18 protein-coding genes and 1 tRNA gene are annotated in these 14394 nt (G+C 63.9%); 14 read left to right on the top strand and 5 right to left on the bottom strand.

The annotated features are described in order from the left end of the window. Window positions 1-7 precede the first annotated feature (7 nt). A complete protein-coding gene (locus AC3CCE_RS12345; protein ID WP_023681229.1) occupies window positions 8-193 on the bottom strand; it encodes a hypothetical protein in 186 nt (61 codons plus the stop codon). A 172-nt stretch (window positions 194-365) separates the two neighbouring features. On the opposite strand from AC3CCE_RS12345, the gene rsmI reads away from it, so the two are divergent. Continuing rightward, complete coding sequence (gene rsmI, locus AC3CCE_RS12340; protein ID WP_352626656.1) at window positions 366-1274, top strand: 16S rRNA (cytidine(1402)-2'-O)-methyltransferase; 909 nt, start codon at window positions 366-368, stop codon at window positions 1272-1274. Further along, complete coding sequence (locus tag AC3CCE_RS12335; RefSeq protein ID WP_023698068.1) at window positions 1267-1644, top strand: YraN family protein; 378 nt, start codon at window positions 1267-1269, stop codon at window positions 1642-1644. Before rsmI ends, AC3CCE_RS12335 begins: the two co-directional genes overlap by 8 nt. Before the next feature lie 179 nt (window positions 1645-1823). Here the strand turns inward: AC3CCE_RS12335 and AC3CCE_RS12330 are convergent, their stop codons facing one another. After that, a complete protein-coding gene (locus AC3CCE_RS12330) occupies window positions 1824-2630 on the bottom strand; it encodes an undecaprenyl-diphosphate phosphatase (protein ID WP_352626658.1) in 807 nt (268 codons plus the stop codon). Window positions 2631-2799: 169 nt separating this feature from the next. Here AC3CCE_RS12330 and AC3CCE_RS12325 point away from each other — a divergent pair, with 169 nt between their 5' ends. From AC3CCE_RS12325 to AC3CCE_RS12285, 9 genes are all read left to right on the top strand, one after another. After that, on the top strand, window positions 2800-3492 hold the full coding sequence (locus AC3CCE_RS12325; protein WP_023672063.1) for a glutathione S-transferase family protein: 693 nt from the start codon (window positions 2800-2802) through the stop codon (window positions 3490-3492). Beyond that, window positions 3473-4627 (top strand): tRNA epoxyqueuosine(34) reductase QueG, encoded by a 1155-nt coding sequence (gene queG / locus AC3CCE_RS12320; RefSeq protein ID WP_023710341.1) that lies wholly within the window; start codon window positions 3473-3475, stop codon window positions 4625-4627. The genes AC3CCE_RS12325 and queG overlap by 20 nt, the downstream gene beginning before the upstream one ends. Beyond that, window positions 4624-5724, top strand: coding sequence for an SDR family oxidoreductase (locus AC3CCE_RS12315; protein ID WP_488377142.1), 1101 nt, complete (start codon window positions 4624-4626; stop codon window positions 5722-5724). Before queG ends, AC3CCE_RS12315 begins: the two co-directional genes overlap by 4 nt. Window positions 5725-5770: 46 nt before the next feature. Next, window positions 5771-6853, top strand: coding sequence for a penicillin-insensitive murein endopeptidase (gene mepA, locus AC3CCE_RS12310; RefSeq protein ID WP_488377141.1), 1083 nt, complete (start codon window positions 5771-5773; stop codon window positions 6851-6853). A 137-nt stretch (window positions 6854-6990) separates the two neighbouring features. Next, entirely contained in the window at window positions 6991-8010 is a 1020-nt protein-coding gene (locus AC3CCE_RS12305) for a glucokinase (protein ID WP_023819306.1), read from the top strand. Window positions 8011-8290: 280 nt separating this feature from the next. Further along, complete coding sequence (locus AC3CCE_RS12300) at window positions 8291-10150, top strand: ABC transporter ATP-binding protein (protein WP_352626664.1); 1860 nt, start codon at window positions 8291-8293, stop codon at window positions 10148-10150. Next, window positions 10147-10968, top strand: coding sequence for a 4-hydroxy-tetrahydrodipicolinate reductase (gene dapB, locus AC3CCE_RS12295; RefSeq protein ID WP_023726737.1), 822 nt, complete (start codon window positions 10147-10149; stop codon window positions 10966-10968). The genes AC3CCE_RS12300 and dapB overlap by 4 nt, the downstream gene beginning before the upstream one ends. A 27-nt stretch (window positions 10969-10995) precedes the next feature. Continuing rightward, the gene (locus tag AC3CCE_RS12290) at window positions 10996-11616 is read left to right on the top strand and encodes a 2,3-bisphosphoglycerate-dependent phosphoglycerate mutase (RefSeq protein WP_023672068.1); all 621 of its coding nucleotides are present in this window, start codon (window positions 10996-10998) and stop codon (window positions 11614-11616) included. 298 nt (window positions 11617-11914) lie between these two features. Continuing rightward, window positions 11915-11999 (top strand) — tRNA-Leu (locus tag AC3CCE_RS12285). A gap of 100 nt (window positions 12000-12099) precedes the next feature. Here AC3CCE_RS12285 and AC3CCE_RS12280 read toward each other — a convergent pair. The 3 genes from AC3CCE_RS12280 to AC3CCE_RS12270 all read right to left on the bottom strand — a co-directional run bounded on the left by AC3CCE_RS12280 (window position 12100) and on the right by AC3CCE_RS12270 (window position 13229). Continuing rightward, window positions 12100-12444 (bottom strand): low affinity iron permease family protein, encoded by a 345-nt coding sequence (locus AC3CCE_RS12280; RefSeq protein ID WP_023672069.1) that lies wholly within the window; start codon window positions 12442-12444, stop codon window positions 12100-12102. 197 nt (window positions 12445-12641) lie between these two features. Further along, window positions 12642-12950: a DUF1236 domain-containing protein gene (locus AC3CCE_RS12275; protein WP_023672071.1), complete on the bottom strand. Its 309-nt coding sequence runs from the start codon at window positions 12948-12950 to the stop codon at window positions 12642-12644. A gap of 48 nt (window positions 12951-12998) precedes the next feature. Next, window positions 12999-13229, bottom strand: coding sequence for a hypothetical protein (locus tag AC3CCE_RS12270; protein WP_033001362.1), 231 nt, complete (start codon window positions 13227-13229; stop codon window positions 12999-13001). A gap of 206 nt (window positions 13230-13435) precedes the next feature. Here AC3CCE_RS12270 and AC3CCE_RS12265 point away from each other — a divergent pair, with 206 nt between their 5' ends. From AC3CCE_RS12265 to AC3CCE_RS12255, 3 genes are all read left to right on the top strand, one after another. Next, a complete protein-coding gene (locus tag AC3CCE_RS12265; RefSeq protein WP_023698077.1) occupies window positions 13436-13735 on the top strand; it encodes a DUF1236 domain-containing protein in 300 nt (99 codons plus the stop codon). A gap of 74 nt (window positions 13736-13809) precedes the next feature. After that, window positions 13810-14016: a hypothetical protein gene (locus AC3CCE_RS12260; protein ID WP_023698078.1), complete on the top strand. Its 207-nt coding sequence runs from the start codon at window positions 13810-13812 to the stop codon at window positions 14014-14016. A 17-nt stretch (window positions 14017-14033) separates the two neighbouring features. Next, on the top strand, window positions 14034-14303 hold the full coding sequence (locus AC3CCE_RS12255; RefSeq protein WP_352626668.1) for a hypothetical protein: 270 nt from the start codon (window positions 14034-14036) through the stop codon (window positions 14301-14303). Window positions 14304-14394: the final 91 nt, after the last annotated feature.

Below are 14394 nucleotides of genomic sequence, written 5' to 3'. Positions count from 1 at the left end.
CGTACGGTCAGTGCTCCGTCGTGCTGTCCGGTTTGTTGTCCGAAAGCCTGACATTCGTCGGCAAGGCGGTGGCCGCCCGACTGGTCAGGCCGGTGTCGCTCTCGGCGAGCGCACGCTTGCCCTTTGGCGCGGGCACGCGGTTGCGCCCGGCATAGTAGGGCTCGAAAACATCCTGCAATTCCAGGCTGTCCATCCTGTCCTCCTCCTCAAGAGATTCAGGTATTCAATCCGCCAGCCACGCTTTCGTTCCCCACTGTGGCAAAGACATGGCCGCCGGGTTACATCGGCGTCAGGTTTGGCCCGACGTTCGGGAGTTTTGCAACCCGGCGCGCGCCATGCCAAACAGGGCGAAATGGAGAGACCCGGTGACCGGCGAGAAACGCAGCTATGTGATCGGGCAGACCGAGACCGCAGTCCGGCCGCTGGCGCCGGCGCTGTATCTGGTGGCGACGCCGATCGGCAACCTCTCCGACATCACGCTGCGCGCGCTGGAGACGCTGGCCGCCGCCGACATCGTCGCCTGCGAGGACACTCGCGTCTCGCGCGTGTTGCTCGATCGCTACGGCATCCGGCGGCGCACCACCGCTTATCACGAGCACAACGCCGGCGAGGCCGGGCCGAAGCTGATCGCGGCACTCGAGGCCGGGCAGAGCGTGGCGCTGATTTCGGATGCCGGCACGCCGCTGATCTCCGACCCAGGCTACCGGCTGGTCGGCGAAGCGCTGGAGCGCGGCCTGCGCGTGGTGCCGATCCCCGGCCCATCGGCGCCGCTGGCGGCGCTGACGGCGTCGGGCCTGCCGTCCGACGCCTTCCTGTTTGCCGGGTTTCTGCCGGTGAAATCAGGGCAGCGGATGACAAAGCTGGAAACGTTCAGGGCGGTGCCGGCAACGCTGATCTTCTTCGAGTCGCCACGCCGGCTGGCCGAAACGCTGGTCGCCATGGTCGAGGCGTTGGGCGGCGCGCGCAAGGCCGCCATCGGCCGCGAGCTGACCAAGACTTTCGAAGAGATGCGGACGGGAACGCTGCAGGCGCTGGCCGATCATTATGCGGCGGCCGATACGCCGAAGGGCGAAATCGTCATCTGCGTCGGGCCCGCCGAGATCAAGGCCGACCAACCCGCCGACATCGACAGGCTGCTGCTGTCGCTGGCCGCCGAAATGCCGGCGTCCAAGGCGGCGGCGGAGGCGGCGAAGATGACCGGCGGGCAGAAGCAGGCGCTTTACCGGCGGCTGCTGGAACTCAGGGATGCGGTTGGAGAAGGCGAAGGTGGCTGAGCGCCCGGCCGCCAGCCGCCAAAAAGCCTATCGGCGCGGCCATCGCGGCGAGTGGCTGGCGGCAGCGGCGCTGATGCTGAAAGGTTATCGCATCCTCGCCCGCCGGCATCGCACCCGCTTCGGCGAGATCGACCTGATCGCCAGGCGCGGCGACCTGGTGCTGTTCGTCGAGGTCAAGGCGCGGCGCACGCTGATGGAAGCGATGGAGGCGATTGGCCACGAATCGGAGCGCCGCATCGAAGGCGCCGCCGACATCTGGCTGTCGCGGCAGCCGGACTACGGCAGATTGTCGATGCGCTTCGACATGATCGCGGTGCTGCCCTGGCGCTGGCCGGTGCATGTCGAGAACGCGTTTTTTGGGAGGAGTTAGCGGCCTTTACCCTCCCCCTTGTGGGGAGAGTCGGTGAGCAAGCGACGCGACGCGTCGTTGGTGAAACGGGGCGGGGTGTGGCGCCGACCCCCACCCCGATCCGCTTTGCGGATCGACTGACCGGGGCGAGCCGCCTGTCTCGCCCGTCCTTCGGACCCCCACAAGGGGGAGGGTAAAGCTCACCCCCAAATGAAAAGCGCCACCAACCCAACCGCTCCCACCACCAGGCGCCACCAGCCGAACAACGAATAGCCGTTGCGCGAGACGTAATCGAGCAGGAAGCGGACGACGATCAGCGCGGTAAGGAAGGCGGCGATGAAGCCGATAGCGATGATCGGCAGGTCGGCGCTGCTCAGCACGTTGCGGTTCTTGAACAGATCGAAGGCGAAGGCGCCGACCATGGTCGGGATGGCGAGGAAGAAGGAGAATTCCGCCGCCGCGCGCTTGTCGACGCCCAGCAGCAGCGCGCCGACGATGGTCGAGCCGGAGCGCGACGTGCCGGGGATCAGCGACAGGCACTGGAATAGGCCGATCTGCAGGTAAAGCCTTGTCGGGAAGCGCTCGACATCACGGTAGACCGGCTGCAGCTTCATGCGGTCGACGACCAAGAGCACGACGCCGCCGATGATCAGCATGATGCAGATCAGCCTTGGCGATTCGAACAGCACCGTCTTGATGAAATCATGCGCCAGCGCGCCGATGATGGCGGCCGGCAGGAAGGCAATCAGGATGCCGAGGACGAAATGCCGCGTCAGCCGGTCATACGGCAGGTCGAGCAGCATGTGCCACAGGCGGCGGAAATAGACGCTGAGGATCGCCAGGATGGCGCCCAGCTGGATCAGGATCTCAAAGGCCTTGCCGGTGGAATGGAAGCCGAGGAAATGGCCGGCGAGCAGGATATGGCCGGTCGAGGAGACCGGGATGAACTCGGTCAGCCCCTCCAGCAGGCCGAGCAGCAGGGCTTCGACGATGGTGTGGCTATCCATGGCAACCTCGGCATTCAAGGGACGGAAGGAAACGGCTGGCAAAAGGGCTTGCTTGTCACGGCGCGGAAGTCCCCCTATAGGTCGCAGCACCGTGACGGCCGCATGACGGGCCGCCAAGACTTACCGGTGCGGACGGCGATTCGCCAGTGCGCCTTAATATCGCGGAATCATGCTGACGCTTTTCCATCACCCGATGTTCGCCACCTGCCGCTTCGTGCGCCTCGCCTTCGGCGAATATGGCGAGGAGCTGGCGCTGATCGAGGAAAAACCGTGGACGCGGCGCAAGGAGTTTTTGGCGCTGAACCCCGCCGGCACCTTGCCTATCCTGCTGGCCGAAGGCGACGTGCCGATCGTCGGCGCCATGGTGATCGCTGAATATCTCGACGAAACACGTGGTGTCCTGAAGCGCGACAAGCGCCTGTTTGCGGAAGACCCGATGCAGCGCGCCGAAATCCGCCGCCTGACCGACTGGTATCTCAACAAGGCCGAGAGCGAAGTGACCCGGCATCTGGTGCGCGAGCGCGTGCTGAAGCCGGTGATGCCGGAAACGGCGGGCGGCGGTTCCCCCGATTCGGCGGCGATCCGCGCGGCGCGCGCCAACATTCGCCAGCACATGAAGTACACCAACTGGCTGGCCGGCACCCGTCATTGGCTGGCCGGCAGCAAGGTCACCTATGCCGACCTGGCGGCAGCGGCGACGCTGTCGGTGCTGGATTATCTCGGCGAGATCGATTGGCGCGAGCATGCCGCGGCGCGCGAATGGTACACGCGGGTGAAATCGCGGCCGTCGTTCCGGCCGCTGCTCTCCGACCGGGTTCGCGGCCTGTCGCCGGTTTCGCATTATGCGGACCTCGACTTCTAGAAGCCAAACCCTGCGCGCGCTGATCGACGCCGAGGCGCGGCGCGCCGGCTTCGATGCGGTTGCCGTCACCACGCCTGACGCGATCCCGCTGGCGCCGGCCAGATTGGCAGAATTCGTCGCCGATGGTTTTCACGGTTCGATGGCTTGGATTGCGGAGACGCTCCAACGCCGCAGCGAGCCTTCGACGCTGTGGCCCGAGGTGCGCTCGATCATCGTGCTGGCAATGAATTACGGCCCCGACCACGATCCGCGTGCGCTGCAGGCAAGGCGCGATCGCGGCGCGATCTCGGTCTATGCGCAAAACCGCGACTATCACGAAGTGATGAAGGGCCGGCTGAAGGAGATCGCCGGCAAGATCGTCGCGCGGGCCGGCGGCGACGTGAAGGTTTTCGTCGATACGGCCCCGGTTATGGAAAAGCCGCTGGCTGAGGCCGCCGGGCTCGGCTGGCAAGGCAAGCACACCAATCTGGTCAGCCGCGAGCACGGCTCCTGGCTGTTTCTCGGCACCATCTTCACCACGGCGGAGCTCACGCCAGATGCGACCGAGGTAGACCATTGCGGTTCCTGCCGCGCCTGCCTCGACGCCTGCCCGACCGATGCCTTTCCGGCGCCCTACCGGCTCGATGCCAGGCGCTGCATCTCCTACCTGACCATCGAGAACAAGGGGCCGATCCCGCAAGAATTCCGCGAAAAGATCGGCAACCGCATCTATGGCTGCGACGATTGCCTTGCCGCCTGCCCGTGGAACAAGTTTGCCCGCGCCGCTTCGGAAGCCAAGCTTGCTGCCCGCGACGAACTGCGCGAGCCGCCGCTGGGCGAGCTGTTGCAGCTAGACGACACGGCGTTCCGGACCTTTTTCTCCGGCTCGCCGATCAAGCGCATCGGCCGCGACCGCTTTGTCCGCAATGTGCTGGTTGCCGCCGGCAATTCCGGCGATGTTTCGCTGGCCGGCCCGGTGCGCGATCTGCTTGGCGATGCCTCGCCGCTGGTGCGCGGCGCGGCGATCTGGGCGCTGTCGCGGCTGGTGCCGGCCGCCGAATTCAACAGGCAGGCGGCGATCTACTCGAACACTGAAACCGACACGACAGTGCGGGGCGAATGGCTGTCCGTATTGCCAATTGAGGCGCACGCATGAGCGAAAAACAGGTTTTTATCTTCGGCGCCGGCTATTCGGGCAAAGCCTTTGCACGGGCCAATGCGGGCTGGCACGGTTTGCGCACTACGAATACCCCCACCCCTAACCCCTCCCCACAAGGGGGAGGGGAACTCGCGGAAGCGCCTACCTTGGCTGACCCAGCGACTGGGATCGGCAAGAGCGCGCGGCAGCGTTCCCTCCCCCTTGTGGGGAGGGGTAGGGTGGGGGTCCCTCTTCACAAGAATCTCATTTTTGGCACCACGCGCTCAGTGGAAAAATTCGACGCGCTACGGCAGGCCGGCATCGCCCCGCTGCTGTTCGACGGCGTGCTGACGCCTGAGATCAGCGACGCGCTAGAGAAAGCCACCGACCTCATTATCTCCGTGGCACCGGAGGAGGCCGGCGACCCTGTGCTTCTCGCCGCGCGCAAGGCGATCGAGGCGATGCCGGCGCTTCGCTGGATCGGCTATCTTTCGACCGTCGGCGTCTATGGCAATTATGACGGCGCCTGGGTCGATGAAACGGCCGAGTGCCGGCCGGTGTCGAAACGCTCGTCGATGCGAGTGGCGGCCGAGCGAGACTGGCTGCAGCTTGGCCTCGATACCGGCAAGCCGGTGGCGATCCTGCGGCTTTCCGGCATTTACGGGCAAGGACGCAACGCGCTGGTCAATCTGGAAAACGGCACGGCCAGGCGGCTGGTCAAGCCCGGCCAGGTGTTCAACCGCATCCATTGCGACGACATCGCCGGTGCGCTCTGGCACCTCATCGGTGGCAATAGAGGCGGCATTTTCAACGTCACCGATGACGAGCCGGCGCCGCCGCAGGATGTCGTCACCTATGCCGCTTCGCTGATGGGCGTCGAGCCGCCGCCGGAGATTCCTTTCGAGACCGCCCAACTTTCGCCCATGGCGCGGTCCTTCTATGGCGAGAACAAGCGCGTCGCCAACGCCGCGATCAAGGCAGCGGGCTACCGGTTCCGCTATCCGGACTACCGCCAGGCGTTCGATCGGATGTGGGCCGACGGCAGCTGGCGCGACGGCGAGCCGCGCAGCCCGATGAAGGTAGATAGTCGAAACGCGAGCCCGAGGGTGATATGATTCGATTGTGTTGCGGACTTTTGCAGTGGGGTTCATGACGATTTCGATGCGATCCTTGACCGGCAGACGGCCGTTCCTGACGGCGGCGCTGGCGATCGTGGCGCTGGCCGGGCTGGTGGCGGGCGCAATCACGGCCGAGCCACGGGCAAAAGACCTGTTCGGCGCCAAGAAGCTGCCGGCGGTGGCTGCGGCGCAATCCTTCGGCTTCTATTCAAAGGGCTGCTTCACCGGCGGCGTCGCCATTCCGATGGACGGCCAGAACTGGGAGGTGATGCGTCCCTCGCGCAACCGGCGCTGGGGTCATCCAACGATGATTGCGCTGATCGAGAAGCTGTCGCGCGATGCCGCCGCCGACGGCTGGCCGGGGCTTCTGATCGGCGACATTTCGCAGCCGCGCGGCGGCCCGATGCTGACCGGGCACGCCTCGCACCAGATCGGCCTCGACGCCGACATCTGGCTGACGCCGATGCCCGACCGCAAGCTTACGACCCAGGAGCGCGAAAACATCAGCGCCACGCTGATGGTCGACGACAAGACGCATCTGGTGAAGGACAGGCTGTGGAAGCCGATACATACCAAGCTGTTGAAGCGCGCCGCGAGCTATCCGGAAGTCGAGCGCATCCTGGTCAATCCCGGGATCAAGAAGAAGCTGTGCGACACCGTCACCGGCGACCGTACCTGGCTGAGAAAAATCCGGCCGTTCTGGGGCCATGACTATCATTTCCACATCCGCATCGGCTGCCAGCCGGGCTCGCCCAACTGCAAGGGGCAGGAAGCGACGCCCGACGACGACGGCTGCGGCAAGCCGCTGGCCTGGTGGTTTACCGAGGAGCCGTGGCGGCCCAACAAGAACCCGGACGCGCCCAAGGCGCGCGACCTGATGACGATGGCGAACCTGCCGAAACAATGCCAGTTCGTGCTCGACCAGCCCGATGCCGACTCGGCCGAAGCCGTCACCTATCGCGGCGGCGGCGTGCCGATGGCCGCCAGGGCGCCGGAACCCGACGCGCCTCCGCCTATTGCGGGCAATGCGGGCGGCTTGCCAAACGCAGCCAACGCCTTCACCGCCACGCCGGAGATCGGCATTCCCCTGCCAAGGCGACGGCCGCCGGCAAACGTCGGACAGTGATGGCGAACTGACGCTTTCCCTTTCCTGGGCCATGCGCTATTCAATCGATTGAAAACCGGGGCGATTGAAAACCGGGCGATTGAAAACCGGGCGATTGAAACGGTCGCAACGGCGCCGCAAAGGGGACGAGCAAGGGCATGTCAGGCGACGACGACACCGCGTTGCGGTTTCCAGTGCTGATCGGCGACATCGGCGGCACCAATGCGCGCTTTTCGATCGTGCTCGACGCAAATTCGGAAGCCGGTGAGCCGCATATCGTGCAAACCGCCAATTTCGCCACCATAGACGAGGCGATCCAGGCGGCGGTGCTCGACCGGTCGTCCATCCGGCCGAATTCGGCAGTGCTGGCCATCGCCGGACCGGTCGATGGCGACGAGATCCCGCTTACTAACTGTCCCTGGGTGGTGAAGCCGAAGCAGATGTTTGCCAATCTGGGCCTGGGCGACATCGTCGTGCTCAACGATTTCGAGGCGCAGGCGCTGGCCGTCGTGGCGCTCGGCGAAGAGCATATGGAAAAGATCGGCGGCGGCACGCCGGAGGAGAATGCCGGACGCGTCGTGCTCGGCCCCGGCACCGGCCTCGGCGTCGCTGGGTTGGTTCATGCCCTCCACCACTGGATACCGGTGCCTGGCGAAGGCGGCCATATGGATATCGGTCCGCGGACGCCGCGCGATTTCGAGGTGTTCCCGCATATCGAAAAGCTGGACGGCCGCATTTCGGGCGAGCAGATCCTGTGCGGGCGCGGTCTGGTCAATGTCTACCGGGCGGTCGCCAAGGCCGACGGCAAGCCGGCGCCGTTCACCACGCCGGCCGAAATCACCGGGGCGGCGCTGGCCAAGACCGACCCGGTTGCCGAGGAAGCGCTGGCGCTGTTCGTCACCTGCCTCGGCCGCACCGCCGGCGACCTCGCGCTGGTGTTCATGAGCCGCGGCGGCGTGTTTTTGACCGGCGGCATCGCGCAAAAGATCGTTCCGGCACTGAAGGAAGGCAGTTTCCGTGCCGCCTTCGAGGACAAAGCGCCGCACAGCGCGCTGATGGCCTCGATGCCGGTCTATGTCATCACCCACCCGCTGGCAGCGCTTCTGGGCCTTGCCGCCTATGCCCGCAACCCGTCGCTCTTCGGCGTCCAGACGGCGGGGCGGCGCTGGCGGGCATGATCCATTTCGTCCCGAAAACGGGTATTTTCTTGGAAATGGCTGCCGCTTTCGTGACCCTAACCTCGGGCCGCGATGAAGTTTCGCCATAGGCAAGCCGTAGCCGGGGCGCTAAGAGGGGGCCGAATTCCAGCCTGGCATCCCTAGAGCCGGATGATTTCAGATCGAATCGACCTGAAATCTGCATCCGGCTCTAAATCAAAGAGATAGAGCATGATGTCGTCCGAAAACCGCTTCACACTTCTCGGCATCATGCTCTAGCAAACCACGAAGCGCCCGCGATTTGACCGCTCAAAGTCCACTCAAACTGAAAGTCCAGCCAGCTGAGGTCACTGCGGTGCTGCGCCGCATCCTGGCCGAAAACGGTAGTGAATATCGCTGGACCTATGTCGTTGCCGTCGGCTGCCTGCTGATTGTTTCCGCCACCACCGCCTTCACGGCGTGGATCATGGCCCCGATGATCAACGAGATCTTCTACGAACGACGCGGCGACATGATCGTCTGGATCTGCGCCGGGTTCATGGCCGCCTCCGTGCTGCGCGGCTTCGCCGGTTACGGCCAGGCGGTCGCGTTGGCCAAGATCGGCAACAATCTGGTCGCCCGCTACCAGAAGCGCAGCTTCGACCACCTGATGAAGCTCGGCGTCGACTTCTTCAACGATACGCGTTCCGGTCGGCTGGCGGCACAGGTCAACGAGAATGTCGGGGGCGTTCGCGATCTGCTGTCGCTGACGCTGACCTCCATCAGCCGCGACGCGGTCTCGCTGATCGCCCTCGTTGGCGTCATGATCTACCAGGATCCGGTGTTGTCGCTCAGCTCGCTGCTGATCGGGCCGCCGCTGATCTGGGCCGTCGTCTACATCACCCGCCGATTGCGGCGCATCAACCGGGAATCGGTGCTGATCAACTCGCGGCTGAACGGGTCCGTACAGGAGGCCACGCAAGGCATCGCCATCGTCAAGGCCTTCACCCTGGAAGCCGAGCTGGCGCGCCGGATCGGCATCATGGCCGATACGGCCGAGCAGCGTAACAACAAGATCGCCCGGGTCGCGGAGCGGCTGTCGCCGATTTCCGAGATTTTGGGCGGTCTCGCCATTACCTCCGTCCTTGCCTATTCCGGCTACCGGGCGCTGGTGCTCGGACAACCACCAGGCGCTGTGTTTTCCTTCATCACCGCGCTGATCATGGCCTACGATCCGGCACGGCGCCTGGCTCGTACGCAGGTCGGTATGGAACGTGCCCTGGTCAACGCCCGGATGATTTACGAGCTGCTCGACCTGGAGCCTAAACAGGGCGATGCGCCCGACGCGGTCGAAGCCAGGATCACCACCGGCGAGGTTCGCTTCGACAATGTGACGTTCGGCTACAGCGCCGACATGCCGGTGATCAGGAACCTGAGTTTCACCGCCGCGGCCGGCAAGGTTACGGCGGTGGTCGGGGCCTCGGGTGCCGGCAAGACGACGCTCGTGGCGCTGCTGCAGCGCTTCTACGATGTCGACAAGGGTTCGATCGAGATCGATGGCCAGGACATTTCCAAAGTCACCAAGCACTCGCTGCGCGGCTCGATCGCCTATGTCTCGCAGGCGCCCTATCTGTTCGAAGGCAGCATACGCGACAACATCCGTTTTGGCCGGCTTTCGGCGACCGACGCCGAGATCGAGCGGGCGGCGGTGCTGGCGGCGGCCGACGAGTTCATCCGTCAGCAGCCGCAGCGCTACGACACGCCCGTCGGCGAGGGCGGCTCGACCCTCTCCGGCGGCCAGCGCCAGCGCGTCTCGATTGCGCGGGCGATCGTGCGCAACGCGCCGATCCTTTTGCTCGACGAAGCGACCTCGGCGCTCGACAACGAGGCCGAGGCGCGCGTCCAGGAGGCGCTGACCCATGTGATGGAAGGGCGCACCACCATCGTGATCGCGCATCGCCTGTCGACGGTCGTCAACGCCGACCACATTATCGTGCTTGAAGAGGGGCGCCTGGTCGAGGAAGGCACCCATGCCGCACTGATGGCCGATCCAAACAGTGTCTACGCCCGCTTCCACCGCATTCAAGGCAAGAACGGACTGGGGCTTGTCGACGACTCGAAGCCCGTCCAAACTCCGGTCCGGCGCAGCCGCGCCAAGAAGGCGGTGGGGAGAACAGCATGAGCGAATCCAGCGAAATGGGCTTGGTGGTGGTGGGGGCGGCCGGCCGCATGGGCCAGACGCTGATCCGCGCCATCCATTCGATCCCCGGCGCCCGCGTCGTCGGCGCGGTCGAACGAACCGGATCGCCCTATCTCGGCAGGGATGCGGGCGAGCTTGCCGGCATCGGCATCATCAATGTGACGATCGGCGACGATCCGCTGCCGGTGTTCGCCAAGGCCGACGGCGTGCTCGATTTCACCATGCCGGCAGCCACCGTCGAATTCGCAGGCTATGCCGCGCAGGCACGCATTGCCCATGTCATCGGCACCACCGGCTGCTCGGCGGAAGACGACGCCAGGATCGAGGCCGCGGCGCGCCACGCGACGATCGTCAAATCCGGCAATATGAGCCTCGGCGTCAATCTTCTGGCGGTGCTGGTCGAGCAGGCCGCGCGCGCGCTCGGTCCAGAGGATTTCGACATCGAGATCCTCGAAATGCATCACAAGCACAAGGTCGACGCGCCCTCGGGCACCGCCTTGCTGCTCGGCGAAGCGGCGGCGGCGGGACGCGGCATTTCCCTTGCCGGCAACGATGTGCGGTCACGCGACGGCCATACCGGCGTGCGCAAGCCAGGAACGATCGGCTTTGCCAGCTTGCGCGGTGGCTCGGTGGTCGGCGACCACAGCGTCATCCTGGCCGGGACCGGCGAGCGCATCACGCTGTCGCACCATGCCGAGGACCGCGCCATCTTTGCCCGCGGCGCGGTCAAGGCCGCGCTCTGGGCGCGCGGTAAAAAGCCCGGACTTTATTCCATGCGGGACGTGCTCGGCTTGAGCTAAACTATCCATAATTTTGAAGGAGCAAACATGTCGGGAACTCTCGTGCTCGTGCGCCACGGCCAGAGCGAATGGAACCTGAAGAACCTGTTCACCGGCTGGCGCGATGTCGACCTTACCGAGCAGGGCCACAAGGAGGCCAAGGAAGCCGGCCAGAAGCTCAAGGCACGCGGCTTGAAATTCGACATTGCCTTCACCTCGGCGCTGATCCGGGCGCAGAAGACCTGCCAGCACATTCTCGACGCGGTCGGCCAGAGCGATTTGAAGACGATCCGCGACCAGGCGCTGAACGAGCGCGACTATGGCGATCTCTCCGGCCTCAACAAGGACGACGCGCGCCAGAAGTGGGGCGAGGAGCAGGTGCACATCTGGCGCCGCTCCTACGACGTGCCGCCGCCCGGCGGCGAAAGCCTGAAGGACACCGGCGCCCGCGTCTGGCCCTATTACCTGCACGACATGCAGTCGCATGTTCTGAAAGGCGGCACCGTGCTGGTCGCCGCGCATGGCAATTCGCTGCGCGCGCTGATCATGGCGCTGGACGGCAAGAGCGGCGAGGAGATCGTCAAGCTCGAGCTCGGCACCGGCGTGCCGGTGATCTACAAGCTCAACGCCGATTCCACTGTGGCGTCGAAGGACGTGCTGGAGGGGTGAGGTTTTCGGCCAGCGCATTCGCCAAGTCGGCGCTGCCCCTCATTGCCCTGCCGGGCAGTTCTCCCGGTATAGTGACGGGGAGAAAGGGCTGGCCGCAGCCTCGGCGCTCTTCTTGTGACGCAGGTGACCGGCGAAATCATCGATGAGAGCGCCCCTCTCCCCGTCACTGTACGGGGAGAGGATGCCGGCAGGCAGGTGAGGGGCGGCGCTGACCCCCGGGAAACTAAGCCGGCAGGCAGCGGCCCTCGAAAAAGCGCGTTGACACATATCGTTTGCCCGCTTACATGAGCCCGCACCAGCCCAGATGGCGGAATTGGTAGACGCGCACGGTTCAGGTCCGTGTTCCGCAAGGAGTGGAGGTTCGAGTCCTCTTCTGGGCACCAAATTCCTGTTTCGGATAAATCCGAAATGATTTAGATGCGAAGCAAAAGCCCGGTTTCCCGGGCTTTTTTGCTGATGGATGACAGATAGTCCAGCGGAGGGTCAATGCGGCGGGCGAACCGCTTTCATTGCTTCTTCTTCGAGTGTCTGGAGCTTCTCCCGAATCTCCTCCGGCTCGGCATGCTCCAAGCCGACGACATCGTTTCTGGTCTCATTCAGCGAAACGATAATCTCATCAAGCTTGGCGTGAATGGCGGCCGTGTCGCGGTAACCCTGGATCAGTACAACGCCGGTGATCACGATGGCCGCTACCGACAATGCGTAGGTGACCACATTCGTCAGGCCGAATGGCACCAACGCAGTACAGAGCAGCATGGCTACAAGAAGGACATAGAAGCCCGGTGGCCGGGATAGAAAGTCGCCCATCACAAACAGGAAGCGATTCATATCCAGGCCGCGGTCAAAAATGCCACGAGTGCGGTGACGGCTACGCAAATTGGAATTGCCGCGAGTAAGGCAGCTTCCAGGACCCAAGTTTCCTTGTCGCTAAACATCAGACATCCTCCCGTTGAGAAAAGGCTGCCCGTAGACTTTCACAGGGCAGCCACAGCCCGCCGCTCCAGACCGAGCGGCGGGCTCGCGCATTATTCGATGATCTGCACGACCTTGCGCGTGTCGGGATCGACGAGAACCGCATGATCTCCGACAACCGTATACTTGTAGCGGACATCCGGAACGTCGATTGCGTGGAGCTCGACAGTGTCTGGAAGTGCCGTGCCGACATTGAGTTCGACGCCGAGCAAACTGACTGATGCCAGCTTTTGCTTATGGATATATTCGCGAACGACCGTCTGTTGTTCGGGCTTGAGAACAATAACGTCCTCGGCAAACGAGGTGCCGATGCCCGCCATAAGGACGAGGGCGCCGGCGGCGCTGACGAAATATCTGGTCATGGGAATTTCCTTTTCATAGGTCAGTTCGGAAGCGTGGATGCGAGCAGATCAGCCGCCACTCGCAGGGGCTGGGGCAGGTGCCGCAGGCTTTGCGGGTGCAGCCGGAGCTTCCACCTTTGGCGCTTCAACCTTGACGTTGATATCCTTGCCGCCGTCGCCGCGGATATTGATGACGCCGGTAAAAATAAGCAATACTACGACTGCAATAAGTGCAAGAACAACAGCAATCGCAGTGCCGCCCCCACCACCAGAATTAACAACAGTTGGGCCGTCGGCCATGTGTTCCTCTCCTGTTTTATTTAGTTGCATTTGGGAAACGCCTGCCCCGCTTGAACGTTCCGCCTCGGGACTTGGGTCTTAGCTGATATCCGACTTTGGTCTGGTTCGCCGCGGACTGAAGTCATAGGAACAATCTGGCTGATCTCAAGTTCGGTCCCTCGGCGAACAGGCGTGGTGCCGTCGCCGGATTACGCGAGGAGAAAACCATGAAAATCCACTTTGCAAGTGCCGCTGCAGGCTTGTTGCTTTTGGCTGGCGTCGGCGGCGCCGCAGCTCAGGATGTCGTCATCACACCGGAGCAGGATACGGTCGTCCGCGAATATGTGAAAAAGCAGCCGCTGGCTTCGGTGAAGATCCCGGGCGTGGAGCTGAACGTCGGCAGTGCCTTGCCTGATACGGTCGAGCTGCACGAAGTTCCCAACGTCAAATACCGCTATGTCGTGGTCGACAACCGCACCGTCCTGGTCGACCCCGGCACCCGGAAAATTGTGAAGGTCTACGACTGATCGAATAGCTGCAGCCCGCCGCCGACCATGGCGGCGGGCTGCGGATTTAACATTGCGCTCCAGGATGATCGAAGATGATCGATGACGTCGAGACATCGCCAGCCCTCGATGCCCGCCTGGGTTCTCTCAGGGCGAGAATGCGCGATGCGCGCATAACAGAGGCCGACATGAAGACCTTTCAGAAAGTCGCATCCATCATGGTTGGCGGCAGTGGCCGCATCAGCGGCGATGACCTGATTGCAGCTTCGTTCGTCCTCGAGGACCAGCCGGAAGGCTTGTAAGGGCGAAGTACTCACGTGTGCAGGCTCCCGCAACGCTGATCCCAAGTGTTCTGGTGCTGAACACATTCCTGCTGCGGGCCGGCGTCGAAGGCGTGCCCGCTGGCGAGGTCGCGTCGCGCTCAAGCATCGTCCAGAACACCATGTCGCCGCATGTGAAGATACCCGGCCATGCGAGCCGATGCCGGCGCCGTATCAGCGCGGCCGGCAGAACCGACAGGCCGGTCCAGAGCGTCGCCACGCCTATGGTCACAAATGTCACCGAGGCCAGTTTGGTGCAGATCGGATGATGGTAGCGAGCGATCGCCATATCGACCCGATCGCCATATCGACCGTACGGGCGCCGTCCTGGGAAGGACCCACCAGCTCGCCAAGGCCGAC

Source organism: Mesorhizobium sp. P160187 (assembly GCF_057766425.1).
The sequence above is the reverse complement of the archived record's forward strand: the minus strand, read 5'-3'. Positions and strand labels throughout refer to the sequence as shown.

Coding starts and splice junctions, on each gene's coding strand:
- AC3CCE_RS12345 (WP_023681229.1), bottom strand. CDS start 193: ATGGACAGCCTGGAATTGCAGGATGTTTTCGAGCCCTACTATGCCGGG.
- AC3CCE_RS12330 (WP_352626658.1), bottom strand. CDS start 2,630: ATGGATAGCCACACCATCGTCGAAGCCCTGCTGCTCGGCCTGCTGGAG.
- AC3CCE_RS12325 (WP_023672063.1), top strand. CDS start 2,800: ATGCTGACGCTTTTCCATCACCCGATGTTCGCCACCTGCCGCTTCGTG.
- queG (WP_023710341.1), top strand. CDS start 3,473: ATGCGGACCTCGACTTCTAGAAGCCAAACCCTGCGCGCGCTGATCGAC.
- AC3CCE_RS12315 (WP_488377142.1), top strand. CDS start 4,624: ATGAGCGAAAAACAGGTTTTTATCTTCGGCGCCGGCTATTCGGGCAAA.
- mepA (WP_488377141.1), top strand. CDS start 5,771: ATGCGATCCTTGACCGGCAGACGGCCGTTCCTGACGGCGGCGCTGGCG.
- AC3CCE_RS12305 (WP_023819306.1), top strand. CDS start 6,991: ATGTCAGGCGACGACGACACCGCGTTGCGGTTTCCAGTGCTGATCGGC.
- dapB (WP_023726737.1), top strand. CDS start 10,147: ATGAGCGAATCCAGCGAAATGGGCTTGGTGGTGGTGGGGGCGGCCGGC.
- AC3CCE_RS12290 (WP_023672068.1), top strand. CDS start 10,996: ATGTCGGGAACTCTCGTGCTCGTGCGCCACGGCCAGAGCGAATGGAAC.
- AC3CCE_RS12280 (WP_023672069.1), bottom strand. CDS start 12,444: ATGAATCGCTTCCTGTTTGTGATGGGCGACTTTCTATCCCGGCCACCG.
- AC3CCE_RS12275 (WP_023672071.1), bottom strand. CDS start 12,950: ATGACCAGATATTTCGTCAGCGCCGCCGGCGCCCTCGTCCTTATGGCG.
- AC3CCE_RS12270 (WP_033001362.1), bottom strand. CDS start 13,229: ATGGCCGACGGCCCAACTGTTGTTAATTCTGGTGGTGGGGGCGGCACT.
- AC3CCE_RS12265 (WP_023698077.1), top strand. CDS start 13,436: ATGAAAATCCACTTTGCAAGTGCCGCTGCAGGCTTGTTGCTTTTGGCT.
- AC3CCE_RS12260 (WP_023698078.1), top strand. CDS start 13,810: ATGATCGATGACGTCGAGACATCGCCAGCCCTCGATGCCCGCCTGGGT.